This window comes from Alloyangia pacifica (assembly GCF_900116195.1).
In the GTDB taxonomy this organism is placed as follows: domain Bacteria; phylum Pseudomonadota; class Alphaproteobacteria; order Rhodobacterales; family Rhodobacteraceae; genus Salipiger; species Salipiger pacificus.
Map to the genome: position 1 here is coordinate 545,694 of NZ_FOZW01000002.1, position 26,047 is coordinate 571,740.

The 26,047-nt window shown below is 65.8% G+C and carries 20 protein-coding genes and 1 riboswitch; of the genes, 9 read left to right on the top strand and 11 right to left on the bottom strand.

Features of this window, described 5'->3' with window-relative positions; all coding sequences use genetic code 11:
• Positions 1-159: 159 nt before the first annotated feature.
• The 3 genes from BM397_RS07065 to BM397_RS07075 all read left to right on the top strand — a co-directional run bounded on the left by BM397_RS07065 (position 160) and on the right by BM397_RS07075 (position 3,060).
• Entirely contained in the window at positions 160-849 is a 690-nt protein-coding gene (locus BM397_RS07065; protein WP_092420622.1) for a cysteine hydrolase family protein, read from the top strand.
• Between the two features lie 9 nt (positions 850-858).
• Positions 859-1,758 (top strand): nitrilase-related carbon-nitrogen hydrolase, encoded by a 900-nt coding sequence (locus BM397_RS07070; RefSeq protein WP_092420364.1) that lies wholly within the window; start codon positions 859-861, stop codon positions 1,756-1,758.
• Positions 1,759-2,136: 378 nt separating this feature from the next.
• On the top strand, positions 2,137-3,060 hold the full coding sequence (locus BM397_RS07075) for a LysR substrate-binding domain-containing protein (protein WP_176806486.1): 924 nt from the start codon (positions 2,137-2,139) through the stop codon (positions 3,058-3,060).
• A 95-nt stretch (positions 3,061-3,155) separates the two neighbouring features.
• Here the strand turns inward: BM397_RS07075 and BM397_RS07080 are convergent, their stop codons facing one another.
• From BM397_RS07080 to BM397_RS07095, 4 genes are all read right to left on the bottom strand, one after another.
• Positions 3,156-4,208: an ABC transporter ATP-binding protein gene (locus BM397_RS07080; protein WP_092420370.1), complete on the bottom strand. Its 1,053-nt coding sequence runs from the start codon at positions 4,206-4,208 to the stop codon at positions 3,156-3,158.
• Entirely contained in the window at positions 4,205-5,053 is an 849-nt protein-coding gene (locus BM397_RS07085) for an ABC transporter permease (protein WP_092420373.1), read from the bottom strand. The genes BM397_RS07080 and BM397_RS07085 overlap by 4 nt, the downstream gene beginning before the upstream one ends.
• 5 nt (positions 5,054-5,058) lie before the next feature.
• Positions 5,059-5,949 (bottom strand): ABC transporter permease, encoded by an 891-nt coding sequence (locus BM397_RS07090; protein ID WP_092420376.1) that lies wholly within the window; start codon positions 5,947-5,949, stop codon positions 5,059-5,061.
• Between the two features lie 75 nt (positions 5,950-6,024).
• Complete coding sequence (locus BM397_RS07095) at positions 6,025-7,332, bottom strand: ABC transporter substrate-binding protein (protein WP_092420379.1); 1,308 nt, start codon at positions 7,330-7,332, stop codon at positions 6,025-6,027.
• 236 nt (positions 7,333-7,568) lie between these two features.
• On the opposite strand from BM397_RS07095, the gene BM397_RS07100 reads away from it, so the two are divergent.
• Entirely contained in the window at positions 7,569-8,882 is a 1,314-nt protein-coding gene (locus tag BM397_RS07100) for an amidase (protein ID WP_218124843.1), read from the top strand.
• Between the two features lie 530 nt (positions 8,883-9,412).
• A complete protein-coding gene (locus BM397_RS07105) occupies positions 9,413-11,707 on the top strand; it encodes a FepA family TonB-dependent siderophore receptor (protein ID WP_092420382.1) in 2,295 nt (764 codons plus the stop codon).
• A gap of 149 nt (positions 11,708-11,856) precedes the next feature.
• Here BM397_RS07105 and nrdF read toward each other — a convergent pair whose 3' ends face one another.
• From nrdF to nrdH, 4 genes are all read right to left on the bottom strand, one after another.
• Positions 11,857-12,831 (bottom strand): class 1b ribonucleoside-diphosphate reductase subunit beta, encoded by a 975-nt coding sequence (nrdF, locus tag BM397_RS07110; protein WP_092420385.1) that lies wholly within the window; start codon positions 12,829-12,831, stop codon positions 11,857-11,859.
• 118 nt (positions 12,832-12,949) lie between these two features.
• The gene (gene nrdE / locus BM397_RS07115) at positions 12,950-15,073 is read right to left on the bottom strand and encodes a class 1b ribonucleoside-diphosphate reductase subunit alpha (protein WP_092420388.1); all 2,124 of its coding nucleotides are present in this window, start codon (positions 15,071-15,073) and stop codon (positions 12,950-12,952) included.
• A complete protein-coding gene (gene nrdI / locus BM397_RS07120; protein WP_092420392.1) occupies positions 15,058-15,471 on the bottom strand; it encodes a class Ib ribonucleoside-diphosphate reductase assembly flavoprotein NrdI in 414 nt (137 codons plus the stop codon). Before nrdI ends, nrdE begins: the two co-directional genes overlap by 16 nt.
• Before the next feature lie 31 nt (positions 15,472-15,502).
• Positions 15,503-15,724 carry a glutaredoxin-like protein NrdH gene (gene nrdH, locus BM397_RS07125; protein ID WP_092420396.1) on the bottom strand — a complete coding sequence of 74 codons (222 nt, stop codon included), beginning with the start codon at positions 15,722-15,724 and terminating at the stop codon, positions 15,503-15,505.
• Positions 15,725-15,820: 96 nt separating this feature from the next.
• Positions 15,821-16,021: riboswitch (cobalamin riboswitch) on the bottom strand.
• 441 nt (positions 16,022-16,462) lie between these two features.
• On the opposite strand from nrdH, the gene BM397_RS07130 reads away from it, so the two are divergent.
• The 3 genes from BM397_RS07130 to katG all read left to right on the top strand — a co-directional run bounded on the left by BM397_RS07130 (position 16,463) and on the right by katG (position 21,362).
• On the top strand, positions 16,463-17,455 hold the full coding sequence (locus tag BM397_RS07130; protein ID WP_092420400.1) for an asparaginase: 993 nt from the start codon (positions 16,463-16,465) through the stop codon (positions 17,453-17,455).
• 101 nt (positions 17,456-17,556) lie between these two features.
• On the top strand, positions 17,557-18,963 hold the full coding sequence (locus BM397_RS07135) for an alkaline phosphatase D family protein (RefSeq protein WP_092420404.1): 1,407 nt from the start codon (positions 17,557-17,559) through the stop codon (positions 18,961-18,963).
• Between the two features lie 224 nt (positions 18,964-19,187).
• Positions 19,188-21,362 carry a catalase/peroxidase HPI gene (katG, locus tag BM397_RS07140; protein ID WP_092420407.1) on the top strand — a complete coding sequence of 725 codons (2,175 nt, stop codon included), beginning with the start codon at positions 19,188-19,190 and terminating at the stop codon, positions 21,360-21,362.
• Positions 21,363-21,512: 150 nt separating this feature from the next.
• Here katG and BM397_RS07145 read toward each other — a convergent pair whose 3' ends face one another.
• From BM397_RS07145 to BM397_RS07155, 3 genes are all read right to left on the bottom strand, one after another.
• Positions 21,513-22,271: a FadR/GntR family transcriptional regulator gene (locus BM397_RS07145; RefSeq protein ID WP_143187056.1), complete on the bottom strand. Its 759-nt coding sequence runs from the start codon at positions 22,269-22,271 to the stop codon at positions 21,513-21,515.
• Positions 22,272-22,290: 19 nt separating this feature from the next.
• Complete coding sequence (gene denD / locus BM397_RS07150; RefSeq protein WP_092420413.1) at positions 22,291-23,268, bottom strand: D-erythronate dehydrogenase; 978 nt, start codon at positions 23,266-23,268, stop codon at positions 22,291-22,293.
• Positions 23,269-23,345: 77 nt separating this feature from the next.
• On the bottom strand, positions 23,346-24,365 hold the full coding sequence (locus BM397_RS07155; protein WP_092420416.1) for a TRAP transporter substrate-binding protein: 1,020 nt from the start codon (positions 24,363-24,365) through the stop codon (positions 23,346-23,348).
• Between the two features lie 292 nt (positions 24,366-24,657).
• On the opposite strand from BM397_RS07155, the gene BM397_RS07160 reads away from it, so the two are divergent.
• A complete protein-coding gene (locus tag BM397_RS07160; RefSeq protein WP_092420419.1) occupies positions 24,658-26,034 on the top strand; it encodes a YncE family protein in 1,377 nt (458 codons plus the stop codon).
• Positions 26,035-26,047 lie beyond the last annotated feature (13 nt).

The following is a 26,047-nucleotide window of genomic DNA, read 5'->3' on the forward strand; positions in this document are numbered from 1 at the left end:
GCCGGTCCCTCGGGCCTTGGCCGCTGCTGGACAGGGCAGCCGTACAGGGCTGAGAAAGCCTCAGCCTCGCGGGCAGATTTCCGCAGTAGCTCCGAAAGCGCCCGCCGCCCTAGGCTCGCGCCGACGCACATGCAGAACATGCACAATCTGGAGAGCATCATGGCCCACGCCTGGGACGACTTCCTGACCGAGAACGACCGCAAGCTCATCGCCGCCCGCAAAAACCTGCGCGAGCCGCACGGGCCGGGCAAAGTGAACGCGCTGCTGGTGATCGACATGCAGGTGACCGCCGTGGGCGAGGATCGCCCCATCCACGAGCAGGTTGACCGCTTCCCCGGTGCCTGCGGGCCGCACGCCTGGAAGGCGATCCCGCCGCAGCAGCGCCTGCTCGCCGCCGCACGCGCCGCCGGAATGCCGGTGATCTACTCCAAGCACGTCTTCCATGGCTACACCGGTCTTGCCCGAGCCGAGGGCGGCGTCTTTGCCGCCACCGATCCGCGCTCGGAAATCCCCGCCGAGGTCGCCATGGCCGAGGGGGAGATCCTCGTCGAGAAACAGACGCCTTCGTGCTTTGCCTATACCAACCTGCATCTCATCGCGAAGGAGAAGGGGATCGACGGCTTCCTCGTGGTCGGCAATTCCACGTCTGGCTGCGTGCGCGCCACCTGTGTCGACGGCGAGGCGCTCGGCTACAAGATGCAGGTGATCGAGGAGGGGGTCTTCGACCGGATCGAGATGAGCCATGCCGCCGCACTCTTCGACATGCAGTTCAAGATTTGCGACGTGATCGACGAGGCGCGCGCGCTCGAGATCATGGGCGTGCCGGACGCGCTGAAGAAATCCGCTTGAGGCAGGGTCATGAGCACATTCACCGCCGCCGCCCTGCAACTCGGGCCTGCCTCGGAGACGATGGCCGAGACCACGGATCGTATCCTCGCGTTGATGGAAGAGGCGGCCGGGCAGGGCGCGAGGCTCGCCGTGCTGCCCGAGCTGGCGCTGCAGCCCTATTTCGCCGCCGAGGTGCATGAGGATCTCTCGCGCTGGACCGACGCCGGAGAGACCGAAGCCGCGCTCGGCCGGATCGCCGCCGCGTGCGAGCGGCTGGGGCTGGCGCTCTCCGTCTCGCACGCCGAACCCTCCGAGGCGCGGCTCTACAACTCGATGACCTTCATCGCGCCGGACGGCCATACCTGCGGCATGTTTCGCAAGGTGCATATCCCCGGGCAGGTCGAGCCCGACCCCGCGAAGGAGGTGAACATTCTCGAGCGGCGCTACTTCGCGGCCGGCAACCTCGGCTTTCCCGCCTATGCGGTCGAGGGGATCACCGAAGTCCCACTGCGCACGGGCGGGCTGATCTGCTACGACCGACGCTTCCCCGAGAGCTGGCGCAGCCTGATGCTGAACGGCGCGGACCTCTTTTGCGTCTGCTACAACACGCCGGTGATGAACGGCGCGACGCTGGAGCAGGCCCGCCACGCCTCGGAACTGGCGATCTGCGGCGGGGCCTATTCCAATGCCACGTGGACCATCGCCGCGGGCAAGGGCGGGGTGGAGAACGGCATCACCTTCATCGGTGGCAGCTTCATCTGCGGACCCGACGGGGTGATCGTGGCGCGCGCCGAAACGATGGGCGACGAGATCGTGTTGGCCGAGGTGGACATGGCCCGGCAGCAGGCGCTGCGCGCGCGCTGGAACTTCGCCGAGACCCGCGCCGAGCACGCCTATGCCGGGGCGCCCGTTGTGCGGGACGTCGCCTGACCTCGCGCGGCCCGTCCGTGCATCCTCCTTGCATGGCACTTTGGGAAGTTGATGTTCGGACTTTTGAGAGCCCTCCATCCAGCGGACGACACTGCGTGACCTTGAGGAATACCGGAGTTTTCTTCAGAAATTTAACTGTTTGGTCAGAAAATTAAGCGCCTACCGCGACGCGACTCGCAGCTCATCTTCAGAAAACGCAAGGAATTCGCTCGACAGAACTCCCCAAAAAGTACGGACAAAGGTCGGTTCATTTGTCCGTATTTTCATCATTCGATCAGTTGCAGCCCTCGCCGGATGCCGGCAGCTCAGTTCTTTCTTGATCGCCGCCCCGGGCGCGCGCTCCGATCATGTCGGGGAGGTGACAGAGAGGTGAAGACCATGAGAAAACGTGTCCCGCTGAATGCCATCCGCGCTTTCGAGGCGACGGCCCGCAACCAGTCGGTGGCCAAGGCCGCCGACGAGCTCTGCGTCACGCCCACGGCCGTGAGCCACCAGATCCGGCAGCTTGAGGAATTCCTGCAGGTGCGCCTCTTCATCCGCAAGAACTCGCGGATCGAGCTGACCACCGAGGCGCGCAACAACGTGCATCAGATCGGCCGCGCGCTCGATCTGATCAACGAGGCAATCGCAGCATTGGAGGGCTCGGATTACGACGAACGACGGCGCCTCAACGTTGCGGCGTCCACCTCCGTCGCCTCGTTCTTCCTGATGCCCCGGCTCTACGACTTCACCCTGCGCGCGCCGGACATCGACCTGAACATTCGGACCTTCCTGTCGCGCAAGGAGGCAGAGGAGCAGGAGATGGATATCCGCATCCTCAACTGGCAGAGCCAGATGGAATGCCAGGTCGAGCCGCTGGTCGAGGAAGAGGTCGTGCCGGTCTGCGCCCCCGCCGTGGCCGCGCGCTTCGGCAACGATCCGCGCGAGATCCTCAAGAATGCGCCGCTGCTGCACGTGGACCGGGCCAACGACGGGCTCGACAGCACCTACCCGGACTGGGCGCGCTACCTCGCCGAATACGGCATCAGCCGCAGCGATCTCAGCCATGGCGCGCGCTTCAACCAGGCAGGTACCTCCATCGAGGCGGCCTGCGCCGGGGTCGGGGTGATCCTAGGCCGCTCGCTGCTGATCGAGGATGCGCTGCAGAAGGGGCGTCTCGTGCGGGTGAGTGAGCCCTATCCGATCCGCTCGCCCTACTTCCTGCAATCGCCCTGGAAGTCGACGAACAAGGAGAGCATCCAGCGCTTCAAGGACTGGATCCTCGAAAAGGTCCGCTCGAACGGGCTGGTGCACGCGATCTGAGGACTGGTTGCGTTTCCGGGAAAAGATCCGGGGGCGCGCAGGCCTGTCCCAAATGGACCTGCGCGCCTCCGGACACCCTGGACGTCAGACGAGCCTCACGCCAGTGGATGCTCGTCCGCCGGATCCCAAGACAGCATCACAGATTGCCCAAGCTCAAGCGCATCGTTGAAGAACGCGCTTGTCGGCATCAGCGCGGTCAGCTCCTCGTCATCCGTGCCGGTGACGCTGACCCGCACGGCAGTGCCCTGGTACTCGATCATCGACACCGTACCCGGAAGGCTCCGCAGCCCGGGGCGCGCGCCGATCACGCATTGGTCGGCCCGCACCGAGGCCTCGCCGCCGCCCGCGCGCTGCACCACATTGTGCCCGCCGAGGAAGCGCGCGACGAAGGCGTTGCTCGGTGTCTCGTAGACCTCGCGCGCCGCGCCCGCCTGCATGATCACCGCGTTGTTCATCACCACCACCAGGTCGGCCAGTGCCAGTGCCTCGTCCTGGCTGTGGGTGACGTGGATGAAGGAAATCCCCAGTTCCTTCTGGATGCGCTTCAGCTCGGCGCGCATGCGGATGCGCAGGAAGGGGTCGAGCGCCGAGAGCGGCTCGTCGAGCAGCAGCACCTTGGGCCGGGTGATCAGCGACCGCGCCAATGCCACCCGCTGCTGCTGGCCGCCGGACATCTGGCTCGGCAGGCGCTCGGCGAGGTGATCCATCTGCACGAGCTCAAGGTATTCCTTGGCCTTTGCCCGGCGCTCCGCGCGCGAGACGCCCTGCACCTTGAGCGAGAAGGCGACGTTGTCGAGGGCGCTGAGGTGCGGAAAGAGCGCGTAGTCCTGAAACATCATCGAGGTGCCGCGCGCCACCGGCGGCGCATGGGTGATTTCCTGATCGTGGATCAGGATGGCGCCGTCGCTGACTTCCTCGTGCCCGGCCAGCATCCGCAGCGTGGTGGACTTGCCGCAGCCCGAGGGGCCGAGCAGGCAGCAGTAGGATCCGCGCGGGATCCGTAGCGAGATATTGTCCACCGCGGGCGCACCCGGTCCGTAGCGCTTGGTCACGGCGACGAGCTCGGCGTCGAAGCGGTGGCTCTGGGTGACCTGGCGCGGCTTGGCGGGAGCGGGCGGCGGTGTCTCGGTCTTGAGGGCGAGGGTCATGCATTGGTCCTCATGCTGCGGCGCTTGGCGAGCTGGGAGACCACGACAAGCGAAAGGATGATCAGGGAGAAGGAGATGAGCGTGGTCAGCGTGCCGATGGCGAAAAGCACCGGCGTCGAGGCGGCGTTGAGCAGGCCCATCACCTCCATCGGCATGGTGTTGCCCATGCCCACGTTGAGCGAGGTGCGCGCGGTTTCCTCGTAGGACGAGGTGAGCCCGGCCATGGCGATGCCGATGACGCCGGGCAGGATTATCGGCAGGATCACCCAGCGGAAACGCTGGCTGGCGGAGGCACCGAGGTCGACGGCGGCCTCTTCGTAGGAGCTGCGGAAGCGGCCGAGCACGATGAACATGATCAGCAGGCCGAAGGGCAACGTCCATGTCAGCTGCGCGCCGATGCCCGAGGTGAACCAGTTCACCTGCCAGCCGAGCAGGTTGAACATCAGCGCGATGCCGAATCCGACGAAGATGCCGGGCAGCACCATCGAGGCGATGGCGGCGTAGAACACCGCGCCCGAGCCGGGGAACTTGCGGCGGTAGGCGAGCCCGGCGGTGACCGAGATCACCAGCGTCAGCACCGCGGTGCAGGCGGCCAGTCTGATCGAGCGCTGGAAGGCGCTCGGCACGTCGCCGAGGCCCTGTCCCTCGCCGGAGAACAGCGTTTGGAACCAATGGGTGGACCAGCCCACCATGGGGAAGGACATGCCGCCCTCGGGGCCCTGGAAGCTGAGGATGTAAAGGCAGGCCATGGGCGCGTAGACGTAGATCAGGAAGAGCGTCGTCAGCCCTGCGAGCAGGTAGAAGGAGAGGGGGCGCTTGCGGGAGGTCCTGGTGTAGGAAGACATGGGGGTCAGTTCCTCAGTTCCTTGCGGATGTCGGCGAAGCGCAGCAGCGAGACGACGATGCTCAGCACCACGACCAGCAGCAGGATCGATTTGGCGGCGGCGGGCGGGTACATGAAGGCGTTGAGATCGGTGATGATCGACATGCCCACGGTGTTGACCTGGCTGCCGCCCATGAACTTAACCATCACCACATCGCCCATGATCGCCGTGGTCACGATGATCGTGCCGATGGCAAGGCCGGGGCGCACCAGCGGGAAGATGATGTCGCGCACGATCTGCCATTCCGAGGCACCGGCGTCCTGGGCGGCCTGGATCACCGAGGGCGGGATCTTGGCCATGGAATTGAGCGCCGTGGCGATCATCGGCATGGTCAGCATCTGCACGTAGGCGACCAGCACGGCGAACTCGGAATACATCAGCCAGCCGAGCGGTTCGTCGATCACCCCGGCGCCAAGAAGCGCCTGGTTGACCACGCCCTCGCGGCCCAGCAGCGGCACCCAGCTGACCATGCGGATCGGCCCGGATGTCCAGAAGGGGATGGCGATGGCAGTGACCAGAAGCGTGCGCAACCAATTGCTGCGCAGGTGGAACGCGAGGAAATAGGCGATGGCAAACCCCAGCGGCGCGGTGATCGCCCAGACGATGATCAGGAACTTGAAGGTCTTGAGGTAGAGCGCCAGCGTCAGATCCGAGGTCAGTACGTCGACCCAGGTCTCGAGGTAGAGCTCGGGGAAGACCTGTGCGAAGTTGTAATCGAGGAAGCTGACCACGAAGATCAGCCCGAGCGGCACGATGACCAGCGCCAGGAAGACAAGCGCCATCGGCGTGACCTGCAGCACCGAGGCAAGTTTCGGCGGGATCGTGACGCGCGAAGGGGAGGTTTGGCTGGAAAGCATGGCATTCCGTTTCGTCGGGGAAGGTCTGGGAAGGGTGCCCCGGCCGGGTCGCGCGGCCGGGACCATGATCGCGGATCAGGCGGCGATGAAGTCCTGCCAGCGGCGCACGAGGTAGCGGTCCTCGTCCATCACCGTGTTCCAGATGCCGATGTTGCCCATGCGCTCCCAGATGGAGCCGCCGTCACGCGACACGCCGGCTTTCTCCATGACCTTGCCATAGGGGTTGAGGATGTCTTCGGTGGCGGGCTGGCCCTCGTACCAATAGCCCCACTCGTTCTCGGTCATGAACGGCTTCACGTTCTCGGGGACCGAATTGTAGAAGCCCTGGCGCGAGATGAAGGCGCCGGCCCAGCCCGAGTTCATCCAGTTCATGTATTCGATGGCGCAGTCGCGCTCGAGGCCCTCGAGGTGGTTCATCGCCGACATCATGATGTACCAGCCACGGTAGCCTTCCTTCATGCCCTTGTAGGTGCAGTCGATACCGCGGGTACGGACCTCGGTCACCGCGGGAGACCACATGGACTGCAGCAGCACCTCGCCCGAGGCCATCAGCTGCACCGACTGGTCGAAGTTGGTCCAGAAGCTGCGGAAGTGGCCCTCGCGCTTCAGTGCGGTCAGCACGTCGATGGTCTTGTCGATCTCCTCGCGGGTCATGTTGCCCTTGTCGCCATAGGTGATTTCGCCCATCGCCTCGAGCGCCATGGCGGCGTCGGCAACACCGATCGACACGCCGTCCTGCAGTGCCACGCGGCCCGAGAATTCGGGGTTCAGCAGCTCGGCCCAGCTCTCGATCGGACGGCCGATCAGGTCGGGGCGGATGCCCAGCGTGTCGGCGTTGTAGTAGAGCGGCACGCCGACGAGGTAGTCGGTCGGGGTGAGCGAGTACTCCTGCGCATTCTCATCGGCCCAGTATTGCGCCTTGATCGGCGCCATGCCCTGTTTCGAGGCCTCGGTGCCGTCGGGATAGGTGCCTTGGGTGAACAGCGTCAGCGTCTGGTCCCAGTATTTGTACTCGGACACGTTGACCGGCATCAGCACGCCGCGCCCGGTGAAATACTTGAGGTTGGTATTGGGCATGTCGGTGACATGCACCGACTTCGGCTGGGTCAGCAGCCGGTTTACATGGGTGGTGGGGTCAGGCGCGGTCTGCATGTCGACGGTGAAGCCGAGATCCTCGTTCGCCTTGGCCTCGATCTCGGGAATGGTCGAATAGGACTGCCCGAGGTGGGTGATGGTGACATCCTTGATGTTCTGCGCCCAGAGCATCGGCGCCGGGAAGGCGCTGGCGGCGGCTGCGGCGGCGCCGGATTTGAGCAGGCCGCGGCGCGAGAGGCCGCGCGGGCTCTTCGCGCGCTTGGCGGCGGGGAGGTCGGATTTGGTCATGGGTCTCTCCTGCGGACGATGGGTGCGGCCCGCTGTTTGCCGCGGGCTCCTTGGCCGGGATCGTCCCTCGCGGGCCTGTTCCGGTGCGTTCAGGATCGAGTGCAGGCGCCCGAAAAACCTAGTGAGAAAATTTGGCAGCGGGCCTGAAGAAACCTCGCCTGCCTCGGCGCAGGGTTTCTGCTTTTGTGGCACGGTCAGGGGCATGCGCCCCGGCGCGGGATATGAAAGGAGCTGCCATGACCCTTACCAACGAGCCTGATGCCACTGATCCCATGACCGCGCGGGCGATTGCCGCCGATCTGGCCACCGGACGGCGCAGCGCCGCCGAGGTGGCCGCGACCACCCTTCAGCGCGTGGCGCATTGGGAGCCGAAGGTCGCGGCCTTTTCCCACTTCGATCCGGAGCTGCTCAAAGCGCAGGCAGAGGCGCTCGACGCGGCACCCGTGCGCGGGCCGCTGGCGGGGGTGACCGTGGCGGTCAAGGACGTGATTGCGACCCGGGACATGCCGACCGAGCACAATACCGCCCGCTACCAGGGCAGCCGGCCCGGTGTGGATGCGGCCTGCGTCGACACGCTGCGCGCGGCAGGCGCGATGATCATGGGCAAGACGGTGACCACAGAATTCGCCTCGACCAATCGCGGCGGCAAGACCCGCAACCCGATCGATCCGACGCGCACCCCGGGTGGCTCGTCCTCGGGCTCGGCGGCGGCGGTGGCCTGCGGCATGGCGGCAATCGGGCTCGGCACGCAGACCGGCGGCTCGACCATCCGCCCGGCCTCGTTCAACGGCATCTGGGGGATGAAGCCGACATGGGGCGTGATCAGCCGCGAGGGGCTGAAGCAGTACTCGATGACCTGCGACACGCTCGGGCTCTACGCCCGCAGCGCCGATGACCTCGGCCTGCTCTGCGATGTCTTCGACCTCGACCCGGCGCCGCAGCCGGCGAGGCTCGAAGGCCTCCGCATCGGCCTGTGCCGCACGCCCATGTGGGATCGCACCGAGCCGCCGATGCGCCGGGCTCTTGAAGAGGCCGCAGATGCCCTGCGGCTTGCCGGGGCCGAGGTGATCGAGGTTGAACTGCCGTCGCTCTATGCTGGCATCGCCGAGGCGCATTCGGTGATCCTCGCCCGCGAGGGGCGGTCCTCCTTCCTCAACGAGGTGCGCAATACTCCGGGCATACACGACGAGTACATCGCGATTGTCGGCAACGCGCGCGGGATCACCCCGGAGGACGCACGACACGCCTACACCTTGGCCGACCGCTGCCGCGCCGCCTTCGACGAGATCATGGGCGGCTTCGATGCGATCATGACGCCCTCGGCCTGCGGCGAAGCACCGGTGGGGCTGGAACGAACCGGTGACGCGGCAATGAACTCCATGTGGACGCTGCTGCAGGTGCCGGTGGTCTCGGTGCCGGGGTTGACCGGGCCGAACGGCATGCCACTCGGCATCTCCTTCGTCGCGCGGCGCTACGCCGACCGCACGGCGCTGGCCGTTGCGAAGCTGGCAGGCGAGGTGCTGGCCCGCGACGAGGTTGAACTGGCCTGAACGCCGGGGCAGCGCGTCTTTCCCGTGCCGGGAGGAAAGGCGCGTATTGGCGTCAGCGCAGGCGGAATGCGGGGGCCCGTTCGGACGGCCCTGTCTGAGAACCTCCGAACCGTCGCGATTGCCCTGCTTGGCTCGCGGGCTGGGGCCAGAGGGGCGCGTCGCCGCCCTTCTCTGGCGGTTCGGCGGGCGGGCAGACGCTGCGCGCAGAAGCGCGGCGTCCTCGCTTGCACTTTGCCTTCAGGTTGCATTTTGCCATCAGGTTGCGGCGGGCCGACACCTTCGATTCAGCCAGAGCCGTCGCGGACAGCCCGCGGCAATGCCACGCCTGCGATGCTCGGCGTCCTCCACGGCTGTGGTCGGAGACCTCCTCAGATTGGCGACTTCTTGTTGCAGAAATACGACAATTAACTGAGTGAATTTGTCTGGATTATTGTGGAAGGCGGGCCGAAATGGTTCTCCTCCGCCTCGCCAGCTTCCGCCAGCGACTCTCCATACATCGTGAAACCCTCAATGCGCAGAGAGGATCGCTCATGGCATCCGCACGTGCACGGCTCGCCTCCGGTACAGCCGTATTTCTTTTGTCCGCAGCCCCGCTGACCCCGGCGCTGGCGCAGGACTTCACCCTTGGCGACGACGCCGGCTACGAGCTTGGTACCATCGTGCTGACCGCCGAGGAGCAGATCAAGCAAGCACTCGGCACCTCGACCATCACCGCCGAAGATCTCGAAAAGCAGCCAGTGGTCAACGACGTGGCCGAGATCATTCGCAAGATGCCCGGTGTGAACCTCAGCGGCACCTCGCCCTCGGGCCAGCGCGGCAACCAGCGCCAGGTCGACATCCGGGGCATGGGGCCGGAGAACGTTCTGATCCTGATCGACGGCAAGCCGGTGCTGTCGCGGACCTCGGTCAAGATGGGCCGTTCCGGTGAGCGCGACACCCGCGGCGACACCAACTGGGTGCCCGCCGAGATGGTCGAGCGCATCGAGGTCATCCGCGGCCCGGCGGCGGCGCGTTACGGCTCGGGCGCTGCAGGCGGCGTGGTGAACATCATCACCAAGGCCCCGGACGAAGACCTGCTACAGATCGGCACCTTCTTCGACGTCCCCGAAAGCAGCCTCGAAGGCAGGACGCAGCGCTACAACCTGCTGTGGGCCAAGCGGCTCAACGAGGACTTCTCGCTGCGCTTCTCGGGCAGCTACAACAAGACCGACGCGGACGACCCGGAGGTCAACGGCGAAGTCGAGACCTGCGAGACCGACGAGGACACCGGTGAGGTGAGCTGCAGCCGGGATGCGGGCAGCGAAGGCGTGGTCAACAAGGACGCGACCCTTGCGCTGCGGTGGGAACCCAGCGACCGGAACCGGTTCGATTTCGAGCTCGGCTGGTCGCGGCAGGGCAACCTTTACGCCGGCGACACCCAGCTCGGCAGCCGGCTGACCGACGATCCCGACTCGCTGGTCACTCAGCTTTCGGACGATGGCGAAGAAACCAATGTCATCAAGCGGGGCACCTTCGCGATCACCCACAATGGCAGCTACGGTTGGGGTGAGACGATGAGCTACCTCCAGTACGAGCGCAGCGACAACACGCGTCTCTCCGAGGGCCCAGCAGGCGGCAGCGAGGGGACGATCAACTCGACCGACGAATGGGACACCGCGCTTCTGCAGGCGATCTCCGGTAAGTCGGAGGCCTATCTCGACCGCAGCTTCCTCGGTCGTCCCTCGGCGCTCACGCTGGGTACAGAGCTGCGCTATGAAAAGCTCGACCTCAGCGACTACAGCTCCTTCTCCTCGATCACCAGCAACGATGGCTCGATCGACACGACCGACGGAGATGACATCACCGAGCAGCTCACGCTCGGTCTCTATCTCGAAGACAACATCGAGTGGACCGACCGGCTGACACTCACCCCCTCGGTGCGCGTCGATTGGGCGGACACCTTCGGCATGACCATGTCTGGCGGGCTCAACGCCTCCTATGATCTGACCTCGGAGTGGACGGTGAAGGGCGGCATCGCCAAGGCCTTCAAGGCACCGACGCTCTACCAGCAGTCCGGCCGCTACGTCTATGTCACCCGCGGCAACGGCTGCCCGTATCCCTATGTCGGCGACGGTCCCTGCTATGTACTCGGCAACGATGACCTCGACCCGGAAACCTCGATCAACACCGAGATCGGCGTGGCCTACTCCGGCCTGAACGGCATCAACGCGACCCTGACCTATTTCCACAACGACTACCGCGACAAGATTCAGGCCGGCACCGAGCAGGTCGGAACCACGTCCGTCGGGAGCAACACCGCACGACTCTACCAGTGGCAGAATGTCCCGGAATCGACGGTCGAGGGACTCGAGGGCAGTTTTGCCATGCCGCTTGGCGAGCGTCTGTCACTGACGGTGAACGGCACCTACATGATCGAGTCCTCGCAGAAGCTGAAAATCAAGGGCGGCACCAACTCCGACGGCGAAACCTATGACGACCTCGACATCGAAGTGCCGCTTTCGCTTGTGCCCGACTACACGATCAACGCTTCGGTGACCTGGGACGTGAACGACAAGTTCAGCCTCATTCCATCGCTCACCCATTACGGGCCGACCGAGGCCACCGAGTACAGCGCCCATTCCGGCTACTCGGTCGATGACACCGAGGACCGCGATCCCTACACGCTGGTCAATCTCGCGATGACCTACCAGTTCGACAACGGCTTTGACCTGAAGGCAGGGGTGACCAACCTCTTCAACAAGGAAATCCTGCGGTCGGGCGACGGGGCCAACACCTACAACGAACCCGGGCGGGCCTACTACTTCGGCCTGACCAAGACCTTCTGAAAGCTGTTCTAGCAAAAAGAGAAAATCAAGCGCCGCCCGCAACCTGCTGGCGGCGCTTCATGCTTTGCATGACCTCAAGGGGCGTGCGCTGGACACGAAAAAACCGCGGGCGGTGACACCGTCCGCGGTTTCGCAGTTTCGGGACGGGATCAGAAATCCCAGTCTTCGTCCTCGGTCGCGACGGCCTTGCCGATCACGTAGCTCGAGCCGGAGCCCGAGAAGAAGTCGTGGTTCTCGCTGTCGGGGCTCAGAGCGGCCATGATCGCCGGGTTCACCTCGGCCGCTTCCGGCGGGAAAAGCGCCTCGAAACCAAGGTTCTGCAGAGCCTTGTTCGCGTTATAGTGGAGGAATGCCTTCACCTCTTCGCTCAATCCGATACCGTCGTAGAGCTCTTCGGTGTAGCGCGCCTCGATGTCATAGAGCTCGAACAGCAGCGAGAAGGCGTAATCCTTCAGCTCGGCCTTGCGTTCCTCGCTCTCGCGCTCGAGCGCGCGCTGGAACTTGTAGCCGATGTAATAGCCGTGCACCGCCTCGTCGCGGATGATCAGGCGGATCAGGTCGGCGGTGTTGGTCAGCTTGGCGCGGCTCGACCAGTACATCGGCAGGTAGAAGCCCGAGTAGAACAGGAAGCTCTCGAGGAACACCGAGGCGATCTTGCGCTTCAGCGGGTCGGCGCCGGCGGCATAGGTCTCCAGCACGGCGCGGGCCTTGGCCTGCAGGTGCGGGTTCTCGTCCGACCAGCGGAAGGCCTCGTCGACCTCGCGCGTCGAGCAGAGCGTCGAGAAGATCGAGCTGTAGCTGCGCGCATGCACCGCTTCCATGAAGGCGATGTTGGTCAGCACCGACTCCTCGTGCGGGGTCTGCGCATCGGGCATCATCGCCGGCGCGCCCACAGAGTTCTGGATCGTGTCGAGCAGCGTGAGGCCGGTGAAGACACGGATGGTGAGCTGCTTCTCGGCGTCTGTCAGCGTCGCCCAGCTCTGCACGTCGTTCGACAGCGGCACCTTCTCGGGCAGCCAGAAGTTGACGGTCAGCCGGTTCCAGACCTCGAGGTCTTTCTCGTCCTGCAGCCGGTTCCAGTTGATCGCCCGCGGAACGGCGGGGGAGGTGACGGTGTCCTTCATCGGATCATCCCTTTTTCGGGCCCACGGCCCTCATCCCTTGCGAAGCGCGCGGCCGCGCCCCTTTCATCTTTCGAAAAATACTCCGGGGGTGCGGGGGCGGAGCCCCCGCGTCATCCCCTCAGAGCGTGCAGGACACGCAGCCCTGCACCTCGGTGCCTTCCAGCGCGGTCTGGCGCAGGCGCACGTAGTAGATCGTCTTGATCCCCTTCTTCCACGCGTAGATCTGCGCGCGGTTGATGTCCCGCGTGGTGGCTTCGGCGGGGAAGAACAGCGTCAGCGACAGGCCCTGGTCGACGTGCTCGGTGGCCGCGGCATAGGTGTCGATGAGCTTTTCCGGACCGATCTCGTAGGCATCGCGGTAGTACTCGAGGTTCTCGTTGTTCATGAAGGCCGCCGGGTAGTAGACGCGGCCGATCTTGCCTTCCTTGCGGATCTCGATCTTCGACACGATCGGGTGGATCGAGGAGGTCGAGTTGTTGATGTAGCTGATCGAACCGGTCGGCGGCACTGCCTGCAGGTTCCGGTTGTAGAGCCCGTGCGCCATCACGTCGGCCTTCAGCTGCTCCCAGTCGGCGCGGGTGGGCAGGCTGATGCCGTCAAAGAGCTTGGTGACGGTTTCGCTCTGCGGCAGCCAGTCACGGGTGACGTATTTCTCGAAGAAGCTGCCGTCGGCGTATTTCGACTTCTCGAAGCCCTTGAAGGTCATGCCTTTTTCCCGCGCCATGGCGCAGGAGGCGCGCAGCGCGTGATAGGCCACGGCGGCGAAGTAGACCGAGGTGAACTCGACGCCCTCGTCCGAGCCGTAGTGCACGTGCTCGCGGGCGAGGTAGCCATGCAGGTTCATCTGGCCAAGGCCGATGGCGCGGCTCTCGTCGTTGCCGCGGCGGATCGAGGGCACGCTGTCGATCGCCGACATTTCCGACACGGCGGTCAGCGCGCGGATCGCGGTCTCGATCGAGGCGCCGAAGTCCGGGCCGTCCATCGTCTTGGCGATGTTGAGCGAGCCGAGGTTGCAGGAAATGTCGGTGCCCAGCTTGGAGTAGCTCAGGTCGTCGTTGAACTCCGACGCCTCGGCCACCTGCAGGATCTCCGAGCAGAGGTTCGACATGGTGATGCGCCCGTCCACCGGGTTCATCTGGTTCACCGTGTCCTCGAACATGATGTAGGGATAGCCGCTCTCGAACTGGATCTCGGCCAGCGTCTGGAAGAAGGCGCGGGCGTTGATCTTGGTCTTGCGGATGCGCTTGTCCTCGACCATCTCCTCGTATTTCTCGGTGACCGAGATCTCGGAGAAGGGCACGCCGTAGACCTTCTGCACGTCATGCGGCGAGAAGAGGTACATCGGCTCGTTGCGCTTGGCGAGTTCGAAGGTCACGTCGGGGATCACCACGCCAAGGCTGAGGGTCTTGATGCGGATCTTCTCGTCGGCGTTCTCGCGCTTGGTGTCGAGGAATTTCAGGATGTCGGGGTGGTGGGCGTTCAGATAGACAGCGCCCGCGCCCTGACGGGCCCCCAGCTGGTTGGCGTAGCTGAAGCTGTCTTCGAGCAGCTTCATCACCGGGATGACGCCCGAGGACTGGTTCTCGATGCCCTTGATCGGCGCGCCGGCCTCGCGGATGTTGGTCAGCATCAGGGCGACGCCGCCGCCACGCTTGGAGAGCTGCAGCGACGAGTTGATCGCCCGTCCGATGCTTTCCATGTTGTCTTCGATGCGCAGCAGGAAGCAGGAGATCAGCTCGCCCCGGCTCTTCTTGCCCGCGTTGAGGAAGGTCGGCGTAGCAGGCTGGAAGCGGCCCGAGAGGATCTCTTCCATGAAGGACATCGCCAGCCCCTCGTCGCCGCGCGCCAGCGCTAGGGCGACCATGACCACGCGGTCCTCGTAGCGTTCGAGGAAGCGTTTCCCGTCGCGGGTCTTCAGGGTGTAGGAGGTGTAATACTTGAACGCGCCGAGGAAGGTCGGGAAGCGGAACTTCTTGGCAAATGCCGCGTCCCAGATCTTCTGCAGGAAGCTCTGCTCATACTGGGCGAGCACCTCGGCCTCGTAGTAGCCCTCATCGACGAGGTAGCCAAGCTTTTCCGTCAGCGAGTGGAAGAACACGGTGTTCTGGTTCACGTGCTGCAGGAAGTACTGCCGCGCCGCCATCCGGTCGGCCTCGAAGCGGATGTTGCCGTCCGCATCGTAGAGGTTCAGCATGGCGTTGAGCGCGTGGTAGTCCAGCGTCTCGTTCAGGCGGTCAAGCATGGGGTCCCCCAGAAAGCGTCGAGCCCGTCGTTGACGCGGGCGAAATCCTTGGTCGTTCCCGCCAGCTCAAACGAGTAGAGCAGGGGGACGTTGCATTTTTGCGCGATGACGCGGCCCGCAAGGGCGAAGGTCTCGCCGAAGTTGCGGTTGCCGCCGGCGATCACGCCGCGCAGCAGCGCGCGGCGGGACGGGTCGTTGAGAAAGCGGATCACCTGTTTCGGCACCGCGCCGCGCCCCTCGCCGTCGGCGTAGGTCGGGCAGACCAGCACGAAGGGGTTGCCGGGCTCGGGCGTCAGCTCCTTGGGCGAAACCGGGATGCGCAGCGCCGCCCGGCCGAGGCTGGCGACGAAGCGCGCGGTATTGCCGCTGGCAGAGGAGAAATAGACGAGCCCCGACATGGCCGATCCCTTTTTGCCGATCCTGCAGACCTCAGTTGGCGAGGCGGGCGATCAGGTCCGGGCGGAAGCCCGACCAGTGGTCCTCGCCGAAGGTGACCACGGGGGCCTGGCGGTAGCCGAGCTCGGTGACCAGCGACATGGCCGCGTCGTCCTCGGTGAGGTCGATCACGTTGTAGTCCAGACCCTTGGCGTCGAGCGCACGGGTGGTGGCGGTGCACTGCACGCAGGCGGGTTTCGAGTAGACGGTGATCATGCTCTTGCGTCCTCAGCTGTCAGGGAAGGGACGCGTCGCCGGGCAGGCCGCTCGCCTGCCGCAGTCCAGATACGCCCCGAACCCTCCGTTCGTGGTTATTCAGTCAGGCTTCCGGCAGGTCTCCTGGCTTGGCGGGTCGTGGTTCCGGCCGCGCCTTCCCGGGGTCTCCCAGTGGCTCAGTGGGCCTTCACTCGCCGCTTACAGTTGCGGGGGCAGCACCGGCATTCCACCGGTTTCCCTCTTAGCGCCGCGCCGGGCCGTCGCCCGACTCGATGAACCGAAAAGCAACTACATCTAGACCATCCCGCCGGGATCACGTCAACATACAGTTACTCTTGACTTCACCTATTCCACCGATCTGCCCAAGGCTGCGGCAGGGCCGCAACGCTGCACCGCGCCGCATCCCTGTCACGCGGGGCGCTGAATGGCCACGGTCAAGGCCATGCATAAACGGCAAGCCGGCTCTGCAGGAATGTAGATTGTTCCCGGGCTGGTGGCTTCCTAGATAGCTCCTGTCGACGCGGCGACGCGTCAAAGGAATTTTCGGGGTCTTTCTCCTCCTCCCTCAGCCCCGGAAATCGGCGGCGGCCCTTCTCCTCCTCCCTTGGGGCCGCCGCATCCTTCCTCCCTTCCCGGATCGTAAGAAAGTGCCGCAGGGCCATGCCGTCTGGCTTTCGACCGCGCGCGCGCATATGCAGGCGTAACGCGCCGTCAATTTTCGTCCCGCAGGAGGTCCGCATGCCCCATATCGTTCTCGTCGCCACCGGCGGCACCATCGCCTCCTACGCCAAGACCGAGGGCGGCGCGGTGACCGCCGGGCTCAGCGGCGATGCCTTGCTCGAAAGCCTGCACGCGCCGCTGCCCGGGATCACCGTCGAGGTCGACAACATCGAGGCGGCGGGCAGCAACGCGCTGACGCTGGAGACGGTCCACAAGCTTTGCCGCCACATCGACGCGCGGCTGGCCGAGCCCGGCGTCGATGGCGTCGTGGTGACGCATGGCACCGACACCATGGAAGAGAGCGCCTTTCTTGCCCGCCTGCTGGTCACATCGGACAAGCCGGTGGTCTTTACCGGCGCGCAGCGCCACGCCGGCCAGCCCGACACCGACGGGCCGCGCAACATGCGCGACGCGCTGCTCACCGCGGCCACGCCCGAGCTGACCGGCGTCGGCCCGGTGATCGTCTTCGAAGGCGACATCCACGGCGCGCGCTACGTGAGCAAGGTGCACAGCTCGCGGGTGGACACCTTCCGCTCCAACGGTCACGGCAAGCTGGGCGAGGTGGACGAGGGCGAGGTGCATCTCTACACCCGCCCCGCGCGTCCGCGGCACATCCTCGACACGCCGTCCCTGGACGCTGACGTGGAACTTGTCGCCATCGGCCTCGGCAGCACGCCGCGCTATCTCGAGTGGTGCGTGGGTAACGGCGTCTCGGGCCTGGTGATCGAGGCCTTCGGCCGGGGCAATGCCCCCAAGGGCTTTGCCGAGGCCACCCGGAAGCTTGTCGCGGCGGGCATCCCGGTGATCCTCGCCACCCGCTGCTCCGAGGGCCGCACTCGCGCCATCTACGGTGCCGACAGCGGCGGCGTGACCATGGTCGAGGCCGGGGCCATCCTTGCCGGGGACCTGAGCGCCGCCAAGGCGCGGCTGCTGCTCGCGGCGCTGCTCCCGCTGCTGCCCGAGGGGGCAGGGCGCATGGAGGCCATCGTCGAGGCGATCACGAAGGTCTGATCGACCGGCCCCGGCGATTTCTCCGGAAATCCCGGGGCCCTGCGGGCAATACCGCGCTGGCTGCCTATCTAGATGGGAACGCAGGCAGAGCAGGACGCCCCATGACCCCCATTCCCGACCGTATCGGCCCGATCCTCTATTTCCGGGCCGCCGAGCCGGACGCGCTGCGCGTCGCCGCACTGGTTGCCCGCCCCGAGGGCGAGACGCCGGGCGACATGGAGGTCGCGGGCACGCCGGTCATTCCGCAGCTGCTTGCCACCTGCGAGGGCCGCGCGGTCTGGCGCTACGACCTGACGCTGCCGCATGGATCGCCCTTCTATGGCTTCGAGGGCGTCGAGCGGCGGGTCGTCACCGAACTGTCAGGTGACCTGCGCATCGCCTTCGTCTCCTGCAACGGCGAGGAGCACGGCGACCTGGGGCGCGATGCCTCCGAGCGCAACGTGATGTGGCAGCGCCTTCTCGGGCAGCACCAGGCTGCGCCCTATGCGCTGATGCTCATGGGCGGCGACCAGATCTATGCCGACGAGGCCACCCACGGTCACCCGCTTACCGAGGACTGGCCGGACCGGGTTCCCGACGCCACGCCCGCGCAGCTCGAAGAGCTTGAAACCCATCTGCGCGCCCGCTTCTTCGAACGCTACCTGCGGACCTTTTCCGCCCCCGGTTTCACCGAGGTCTCGGCCGAGGTCCCGGCGCTCTGCGTCTGGGATGACCACGACATCTGCGACGGCTGGGGCTCGCTCCGGCGCGATGCCACCTCGTCGGCCATCGGGCAGTTGCTGTTCCGCATTGCGCGCGAGACCTACCTGCTGTTCCAGCATGGCGCCACCGAGGCGGACATTCCCGACCTCTTCCTCGACCCAGAGGGCCGCAGCCTGTCGTGGCGTCACGAGCTGCCAGGGCTGACGCTGCTGGCACCCGACCTGCGCTCCGAGCGCGGGCGGCGGCAGGTGATGGGCACGGCGGGCTGGCACGGGGTCGAGACCACCAAGGGCGGCCCGCAGACCTTCGTCGTCTCTTCCGTGCCGCTGCTCGGCCCGCGCCTGTCACTGGTCGAGAGCCTGATGATGGCGATCCCCCGGATGCAGAAATACGAGGACGACCTGCGCGACCAGTGGCAGAGCCATGCCCACCGCGAGGAATGGCGGCGGATGCTCTCGGAGGTGCTGCGCATGCGCAAGGCCGGGCCGATTACCGTGCTGTCGGGCGAGATCCACCTCGCCACACGCGCCGAGATGGGCAGCGGGCCGGAGCAGATCCACCAGCTTGTCGCTTCGGGCATCTCGCACCGCGCGCCGCCGCAGGCCTATGCGCGCTGTCTCGGGGCGCTGGCCGGGCTGGGCGAGGCACCGCTGCCGGGCCGCCCGATCCGCATCCGTCCGTTGCCGGGGCAGGTCACCCGCTACGTCGCCGAGCGCAACTACCTGCGGCTCGAACGGCGCGGCGGTCAGTGGCGCGCGATCTGGGAGCTGGAGGAAAGCGGGCCGACACCTGCGATGGCACTCTGAGCCCCCGCACGCAAATGAGGCATTTCCAACGCATATTTCAGGCAGCGGCAGACTGCCGCACGCGCAACGTAAGCGGGTAAGAATCACCTGACCCCGTCGCCCCCTCTGGCTAGACTGCCCGTGCAGGAGGGACCTCGGCGGCGGCACAGGCGCATGCTCACGACCCGCGCCCGCCGCCCTGCCTTCGTCCCGCGCAAGGATGCTCATCCTATGGGAGAATTGACATGGACGGAAACGACGTTGGAACCGGCGGCAAATGCCCGGTGATGCACGGCGGCCTGACCGAGAGCGGAAATTCGGTGACCAGCTGGTGGCCGAAAAGCCTGAACCTCGACATCCTCAGCCAGCACGATCTCAAGACCAACCCGATGGGGCCGGACTTCAATTACCGTCAAGAGTTTGAAAAACTAGACGTGGAGGCGCTGAAGGATGACCTGCGCGCCCTGATGAAGGACAGCCAGGAGTGGTGGCCTGCAGACTGGGGCTCCTATGTCGGCATGTTCGCCCGTGTCGCCTGGCACGCGGCAGGCTCCTACCGCCTCGCCGATGGTCGTGGTGGCGGCGGCACCGGCAACCAGCGCTTCGCGCCGCTGAACAGCTGGCCGGACAACGTCAACACCGACAAGGGCCGCCGCCTGCTGTGGCCGATCAAGAAGAAGTACGGCAACAAGATCTCCTGGGCCGACCTGATGATCCTCTCGGGCACCATCGCCTACGAGGTCGCCGGCCTGAAGACCTTTGGCTTCGGCTTCGGCCGCGAGGACATCTGGCATCCGGAAAAGGACGTCTACTGGGGCGCCGAGAAGGAATGGCTCGCCGCCTCCGACAACCGCTATGACGACGTGGCCGATCCGGCGACCATGGAGAACCCGCTGGCTGCGGTGCAGATGGGCCTGATCTACGTGAACCCCGAGGGGGTGAACGGCCAGCCCGACCCGCAGAAGACCGCTGAACAGGTCCGCGAGACCTTCAAGCGCATGGCAATGGATGACGAGGAAACCGCGGCGCTCACCGCTGGCGGTCACACCATCGGCAAATGCCACGGCAACGGCCTTGCGGAAAACCTCAGCCCCGATCCCGAAGCCGCCGGCCCCGAGTACCAAGGCATCGGCTGGATGAACACCAAGGGCCGCAGCATCGGCCGTGACACGGTTGTCTCGGGCATCGAGGGCGCCTGGACCTCCAACCCCACGCAATGGGACATGGGCTGGTTCGACATGCTCTTCGGTCACGAGTGGGAGCTGAAGAAATCACCCGCCGGCGCCTGGCAGTGGATGCCCGTGGACATCAAGGAAGAGGACATGCCGGCCGACGTCGAGGACCCCTCGATGAAGACCATGCCGATCATGACCGACGCCGACATGGCGATGAAGGTCGACCCTGCCTACAACGCGATCTGCCAGAAGTTCATGGCCGATCCTGCTTATTTCGCCGACACCTTCGCCCGCGCCTGGTTCAAGCTGACCCACCGCGATCTCGGGCCGAAATCGCGCTATCTCGGCCCGGACGTGCCTGCCGAGGACCTGATCTGGCAGGATCCCATCCCCGCCGGGCCGACCGGATATGACGTCGGCGCGGTCAAGGCGAAGATCGCCGAGAGCGGGCTCAGCCTTGCGGAGATGATCTCCACCGCCTGGGACAGCGCCCGCACCTACCGCGGCTCGGACATGCGCGGCGGTGCCAACGGCGCGCGCATTCGTTTGGCCCCGCAGAAAGACTGGGAGGCCAACGAGCCCGAGCGTCTGGCGAAGGTGCTGTCGGTGCTCGAACCCATCGCCGCCGCGACCAGTGCCTCGCTTGCCGACGTGATCGTGCTGGCCGGCAACCTCGGGGTGGAGCAGGCCGCCAAGGCCGCGGGCCACACGCTGGAGCTGCCCTTTGCGCCGGGTCGCGGTGACGCCACGGACGAGATGACCGACGCCGAGAGCTTCGAGCCGCTCGAGCCGCTGGCCGATGGTTTCCGCAACTGGATGAAGCAGGACTACGTGGTCTCGGCCGAGGAGCTGATGCTCGACCGGGCGCAGCTCATGGGGCTGACGGCGCCCGAGATGGTGGTGCTCTTCGGCGGCATGCGCGCCATGGGCACCAACCACGGCGGCACCGCGCACGGCGTCTTCACCGAGACCGCGGGGGCGCTGACCAACGACGTCTTCGTCAACCTGGTGGACATGGGCTACACTTGGGTGCCCACCGGCGGCGGTCTCTACGAGATCCGCGACCGCAGGACCGGCGAGGTCAAATGGACGGCGACGCGGATGGACCTCGTCTTCGGCTCCAACTCCATCCTGCGCGCCTACGCCGAGGTCTACGCCCAGGACGACAACGCCGAGAAGTTCGTCGCCGATTTTGCAAAGGCCTGGACCAAGGTGATGAACGCCGACCGCTTCGACCTGAAGTGATCCCTATCGCAACATGAGGAAAGGCCCGCACGCTCTTGGCCTGCGGGCCTTTTCCCTGTCCCATCTGCGCGCTTCTTCTCTTTCCAAATACGCCGGGGGTGAATTGGCCACAGGCCAAGAGGGGGCGGAGCCCCCACCTTCACTCCACCTTCACCCAGGCTGCCCGGTCCGCGCCTTCAGGCGGTGCAGAACTTCCTCGACACCGGCTTCGCCTTCGAGCAGCTGCCAGCGTTCCAGCAACGGCTGGCCCGAGTTGCGGCAATGCTGCGCCATGGCCGCGCGTGCAGCCTCGGGATCGCCGGCGGACAGCGCCTCGACGATGGCGACATGTTCGTCGCCGTAGAAGCGCGCGATATCCTCAGAGCTCTGGCGGTTGTTGAGCCGCGTCCACTCCGGATAGCGCTGGCGCGCGTGCCAGAAATCCTCGACCATTGTGACGAAGAGTGAATTGCCGGTGGACCGCGCGATCACCAGGTGAAACTCGCGGTCATGCGCCTCGATCTTGTCAAAGGCCAGCCGGGTATCACACATGCCCTCGATGCAGCGGTTCAGCTGGGCGATCTGCCCCGGCGTGACGGTGCTGGCGGCGATGGCGGCGATCTCGGGCTCGATGACGAAACGCGCCTCGACCAGCTCGTAGAAGCCGGGCAGTCCCAGCGCCTCTTCCTGGGAGCTGGGCAGCGGGTCGGCAACGAAGGCGCCGGCGCCGTAGCGGGTGACCACGTAGCCCATCAACTCGAGCGCGATCATCGCCTCGCGCACCGTGGTGCGGCTGACCCCGAGCCGGGCGACCAGATCCTTGTCCGCGGGCATCTTGGCGCCGGGTGCGAAGTCGCCGGCGCGGATGCGCGCGGCGATCTCCTCGGCCACAAGCCGGTAGCGCGGGGTCTGGACGATCGGGGTCAGCATGGCATGCTCGGTCAAAGCCTCAGGCGGGGGTCTTCGCTTTCGGAAGGTCGTCTTCCATGTAGTAGCGCACGTTCTCTTCGAAGCTCGCGTCGGCTTCAAGCCCAAGCGCCAGCGCCTTGTCGAAGCGGTAGTCGAAGCGCCAGCCGCGCACGATCGCGGCGATCTCCGGCTGCTCTTCCCATTTGATCAGCTTCGCCGGCTCCGGGCCCGCGACCGCGGTAAGCGCGTCGATCATCTGGCGGATCGACAGGCGCTGGCCGGGCATGGTCATGCAGCGCTGCATGCCGAGATCCTCGGCGTCGAGTTCGGCGCCCTTGATCAGGTTCTCAACGCACCGTCGAGGCGAGAGGTAGAAATGCTCCTGCGCCTCGTCCACCGGGCAGATCGCCGGCTCGCCGTTCAGCGGCTCGCGGATGATCGAGGACATGAAGGACGAAGCGGCGCGGTTCGGCTTGCCCGGGCGCACCGAGATGGTCGGCAGGCGGAAACCTCGGCCGTCGACGTAGCCCTTGCGCGAGTAGTCGTTGAGCAGCAGCTCTCCGATCGCCTTCTGCATGCCGTAGGAGGTCTGCGGATTGGGGATGGTGAAATCGGTGATCGGGTCGGGCACCTCGCCGCCGAAGACCGCCAGCGAGGAGGTGAAGACCACGACGGGGCAGGTGCCGAGCGCGCGGCAGCGTTCCAGCACGTTGAGCGTGCCGTCGAGGTTGACCTTCATGCCGGCCTCGAAATCGGCCTCGGCATGGGCCGAGACCACGGCGGCGAAGTGGAAGATCACGTCGGTGTCACCGTCGATCAGCGCGTCGATCGAGGCGCGGTCGGTGATGTCGCAGGCGCGGGTCTCGACGGGGAAGGGGGCCTCGATGGTCTCGGGCGCGGCGATGTCGGCCAGCGTCAGCTTGTCGATGGGCTCGTCGCGCAGGTTGCCGCGCGCCGCGAGGCTTTGGGCGACCTTGCGGCCGATGAAGCCGCCGCCGCCGATGATCAGAACGTTCATCCCGTGTGTCTTTCGTATCTCTGGGGTGGGAGCGGGCGGCCCCTTCGGGTCGCCCGCCTCGGGTCACTGGGTGCGGGTCAGCTGTCGCTGTCCTGGCCGAGACCGATGCGTTTCAGGAAGGCCTTGTGGCTTTCTACCATCGTCTTGGCTTCCGGGGACTTTTCGGCCCAGACATCCCAGCGGCTGATCGCGGCCTTGCGGAAGGCGGCACGATCCTCTGCGGACCAGTCGTAGATCGTCACGCCTTTCTCAGGCAGCGCGGTCAGCGCCTCGCCGTTCTGCACGATGGTGCGCATCATCAGGTTCATCGCGAGGGTGTCCATCGCCGAGTGCAGGATCGCCTGCTGTGCCGGCTCGAGCCCGTCCCAAACGGTCTTGTTGCAGGCGAGGTGGTCCGAACTCATCGAGTGGAAGCCGGGGAAGGTGGTGTGCTTGGCGATGTCGTAGATGCCAAGGCCGACGTTGTTGGCCAGCGTCGAGGCATCGGCGCCGTCGATGATCTCTGTCTCGAGCGCTGTGAAGATCTCGGTGAAGTCCATCACGACCGGGGTCGCGCCCAGCTCGGCGAAGATCTCCGATTCCATGCCCGGCGGTGAACGGAACTTCCAGCCTTTCAGGTCCTCGATGCCGGCGATGGGCGCGGTGGAGTTCATCGACTCCTGTCCGCCGAGATAGGCGCCGACGAATTCCATGCCGTTGGCGTTGTAGAGTTCGTTGATCGCTTCGCGGCCGCCGCCCTGCGAGATCCAGCTCAGGTATTGCAGCGGCGTGTCGTAGCCGCCCATGGTGTCGGCGACGAACTGGAACGCCGGGTTGAGGCCGGTCTGGTAGCTGGCGTTTGTCATGTCGCAATCGAGGATGCCGGTGGCTGCCGCGCCGAAGGTCTCGGCCGAGGCAACGACGGCGGAGCTGTAGAACATCTCGATGTCGAGCGAGCCGCCCGACATGGCTTCCACCTGCTCGACGAACTCCCGGACCAGCTGGCCCGAGACGGATTCCGGCGACTGGTGGGTCTGGATGCGCAGCGTGGTCTGGGCGCTTGCGGCCCCCGCGAGCAGCGTTGCGCCCGCCAGGATGGCGGCGAGTTTCTTGGACATGTTTTCCTCCCTGTGAATCGTCCTCCGACGCCATCGGTAGCAGCTGGATCGCCCGATTGCCAGACAATCCGGCAAAGTGCCTCGGGAAGGGACATCCAGTCGCGCCGAGGCGATGCCTTCACAGGCCCGTCAGCAGGCCGCCTAAATACTTGACTGGAAAAGTCGGCTATCCTACGCAAGGGCCGACTGCGCCCCGTCGCAGAGCCACGGCGCCTTGGGTTGCCCAAGGGGCCGAGCCAGCTCATCGACATTTCGCGCGCGCTGCGGCCCGCGCCCTCAAAGGAGGACTTCCATGTCCGTTGTCACGGCACTCCGCTCCGGTGTCTGCGCCCTCGCATTTTCCACCCTGATGGCCGGCGCGGCCTTCAGCGAGCCCTTCACCGGTCTCGCGAAGGGGTTCGAAGGCCAGATGATCGCAGAGGGTCTGAACCGCGCGCCGATCACGGCAGGCAGCACCGCCGAGGTCCGCGGCAAGGGCTTCGTGCCCGGACAGACCGTCACCCTGCGCCAGAACGGCGTGGTGCTGAACGAGGGCGCACCGGTCACCGCCGACGAGAAGGGGGAATTCCGCACCGAGGTCGCGATTCCCGAAGGCGCCGAGCCCGGGCTTTATCCGGTGGTCGCCGAGGTCGCTGACCCGGCCTACGCGATGACGCTCGAGCTGAAGGTCTCGCCGGTGCTCGCCGACAGCGGCGCGCTGGAGGTCACCTCGCAGAAGCTGGCGCCGGGTCTCTACCAGGTCGCGCAGACCGCGGACGCGCTCTATGTCACCTCCGCCGTCGGACGGCCGCCGGTGACCGAGAGCAAGCTGATGAAACTCGATCCGCAGACGCTGGAAATCCTTGCGGAAGTCACCCCTGAAGAAGCCCCCGACCGGCCCGATGGGCGCGATGGCGGCGTCTTCGCTGTCTATGGCGTGGGCGTGGACGCGCAGGGGCAGGTCTGGGTGACCAACACCCGGCAGGACACGGTTGCAGTCTATTCGGCGGACGATCTGTCGCTGATCAAGCAGTTCGCACAGGGTGACGTGCCGCACCCGCGCGACGCACTGGCGCATGACGGCAAGGTCTATGTGACCGCCACCTTCGAGCCGACCATCCATGTCTTTGACGCGGCAACGCTCGAGGAACTGGCTCCGATCGAACTCAGCTCGGGCAAGCGCGGCGAACGCTTCGGCACCGCAAGCATGCACATCGACGAGGCCAGCGACACGCTCTACGTGGTCAGCCTCGACACCGACGAGGTGGCGACGGTCGACCTGACCACGGGTGAGGAAACCTCGGTCTACGCGCTGCCGCTCTCCAAGCGCACCATCGGTGTGGGCTATGACGCCAAGACCAACCGCATCTTCACTGCCGGCGTGAACACCGACAACGTGCTGATCGTGGATGCCGCCACCGGCGAGACGCTGCATGACGTTCCGGTCGGGGCAAACCCGCTGAACATCGCCTTCGACGCGACGAACGATCTCGCATGGGTCGCGGTGCGCGGATCGGATTCGTTGGTCGCGGTGTCGCCCGACGGCGAGGTGGTGGCCAAGACCCAGATCGGCAGCTTCCCGAACCATCTGATCGCCGCGGCAGACGGCGGTGTCTACGTGGTGAACAAGGCGCGGGGCGCCGAGGACGCGAGCGGCGATCACATCAGCCACGTGACGCTCAAGCCCTGAGGCACGTCGGGCA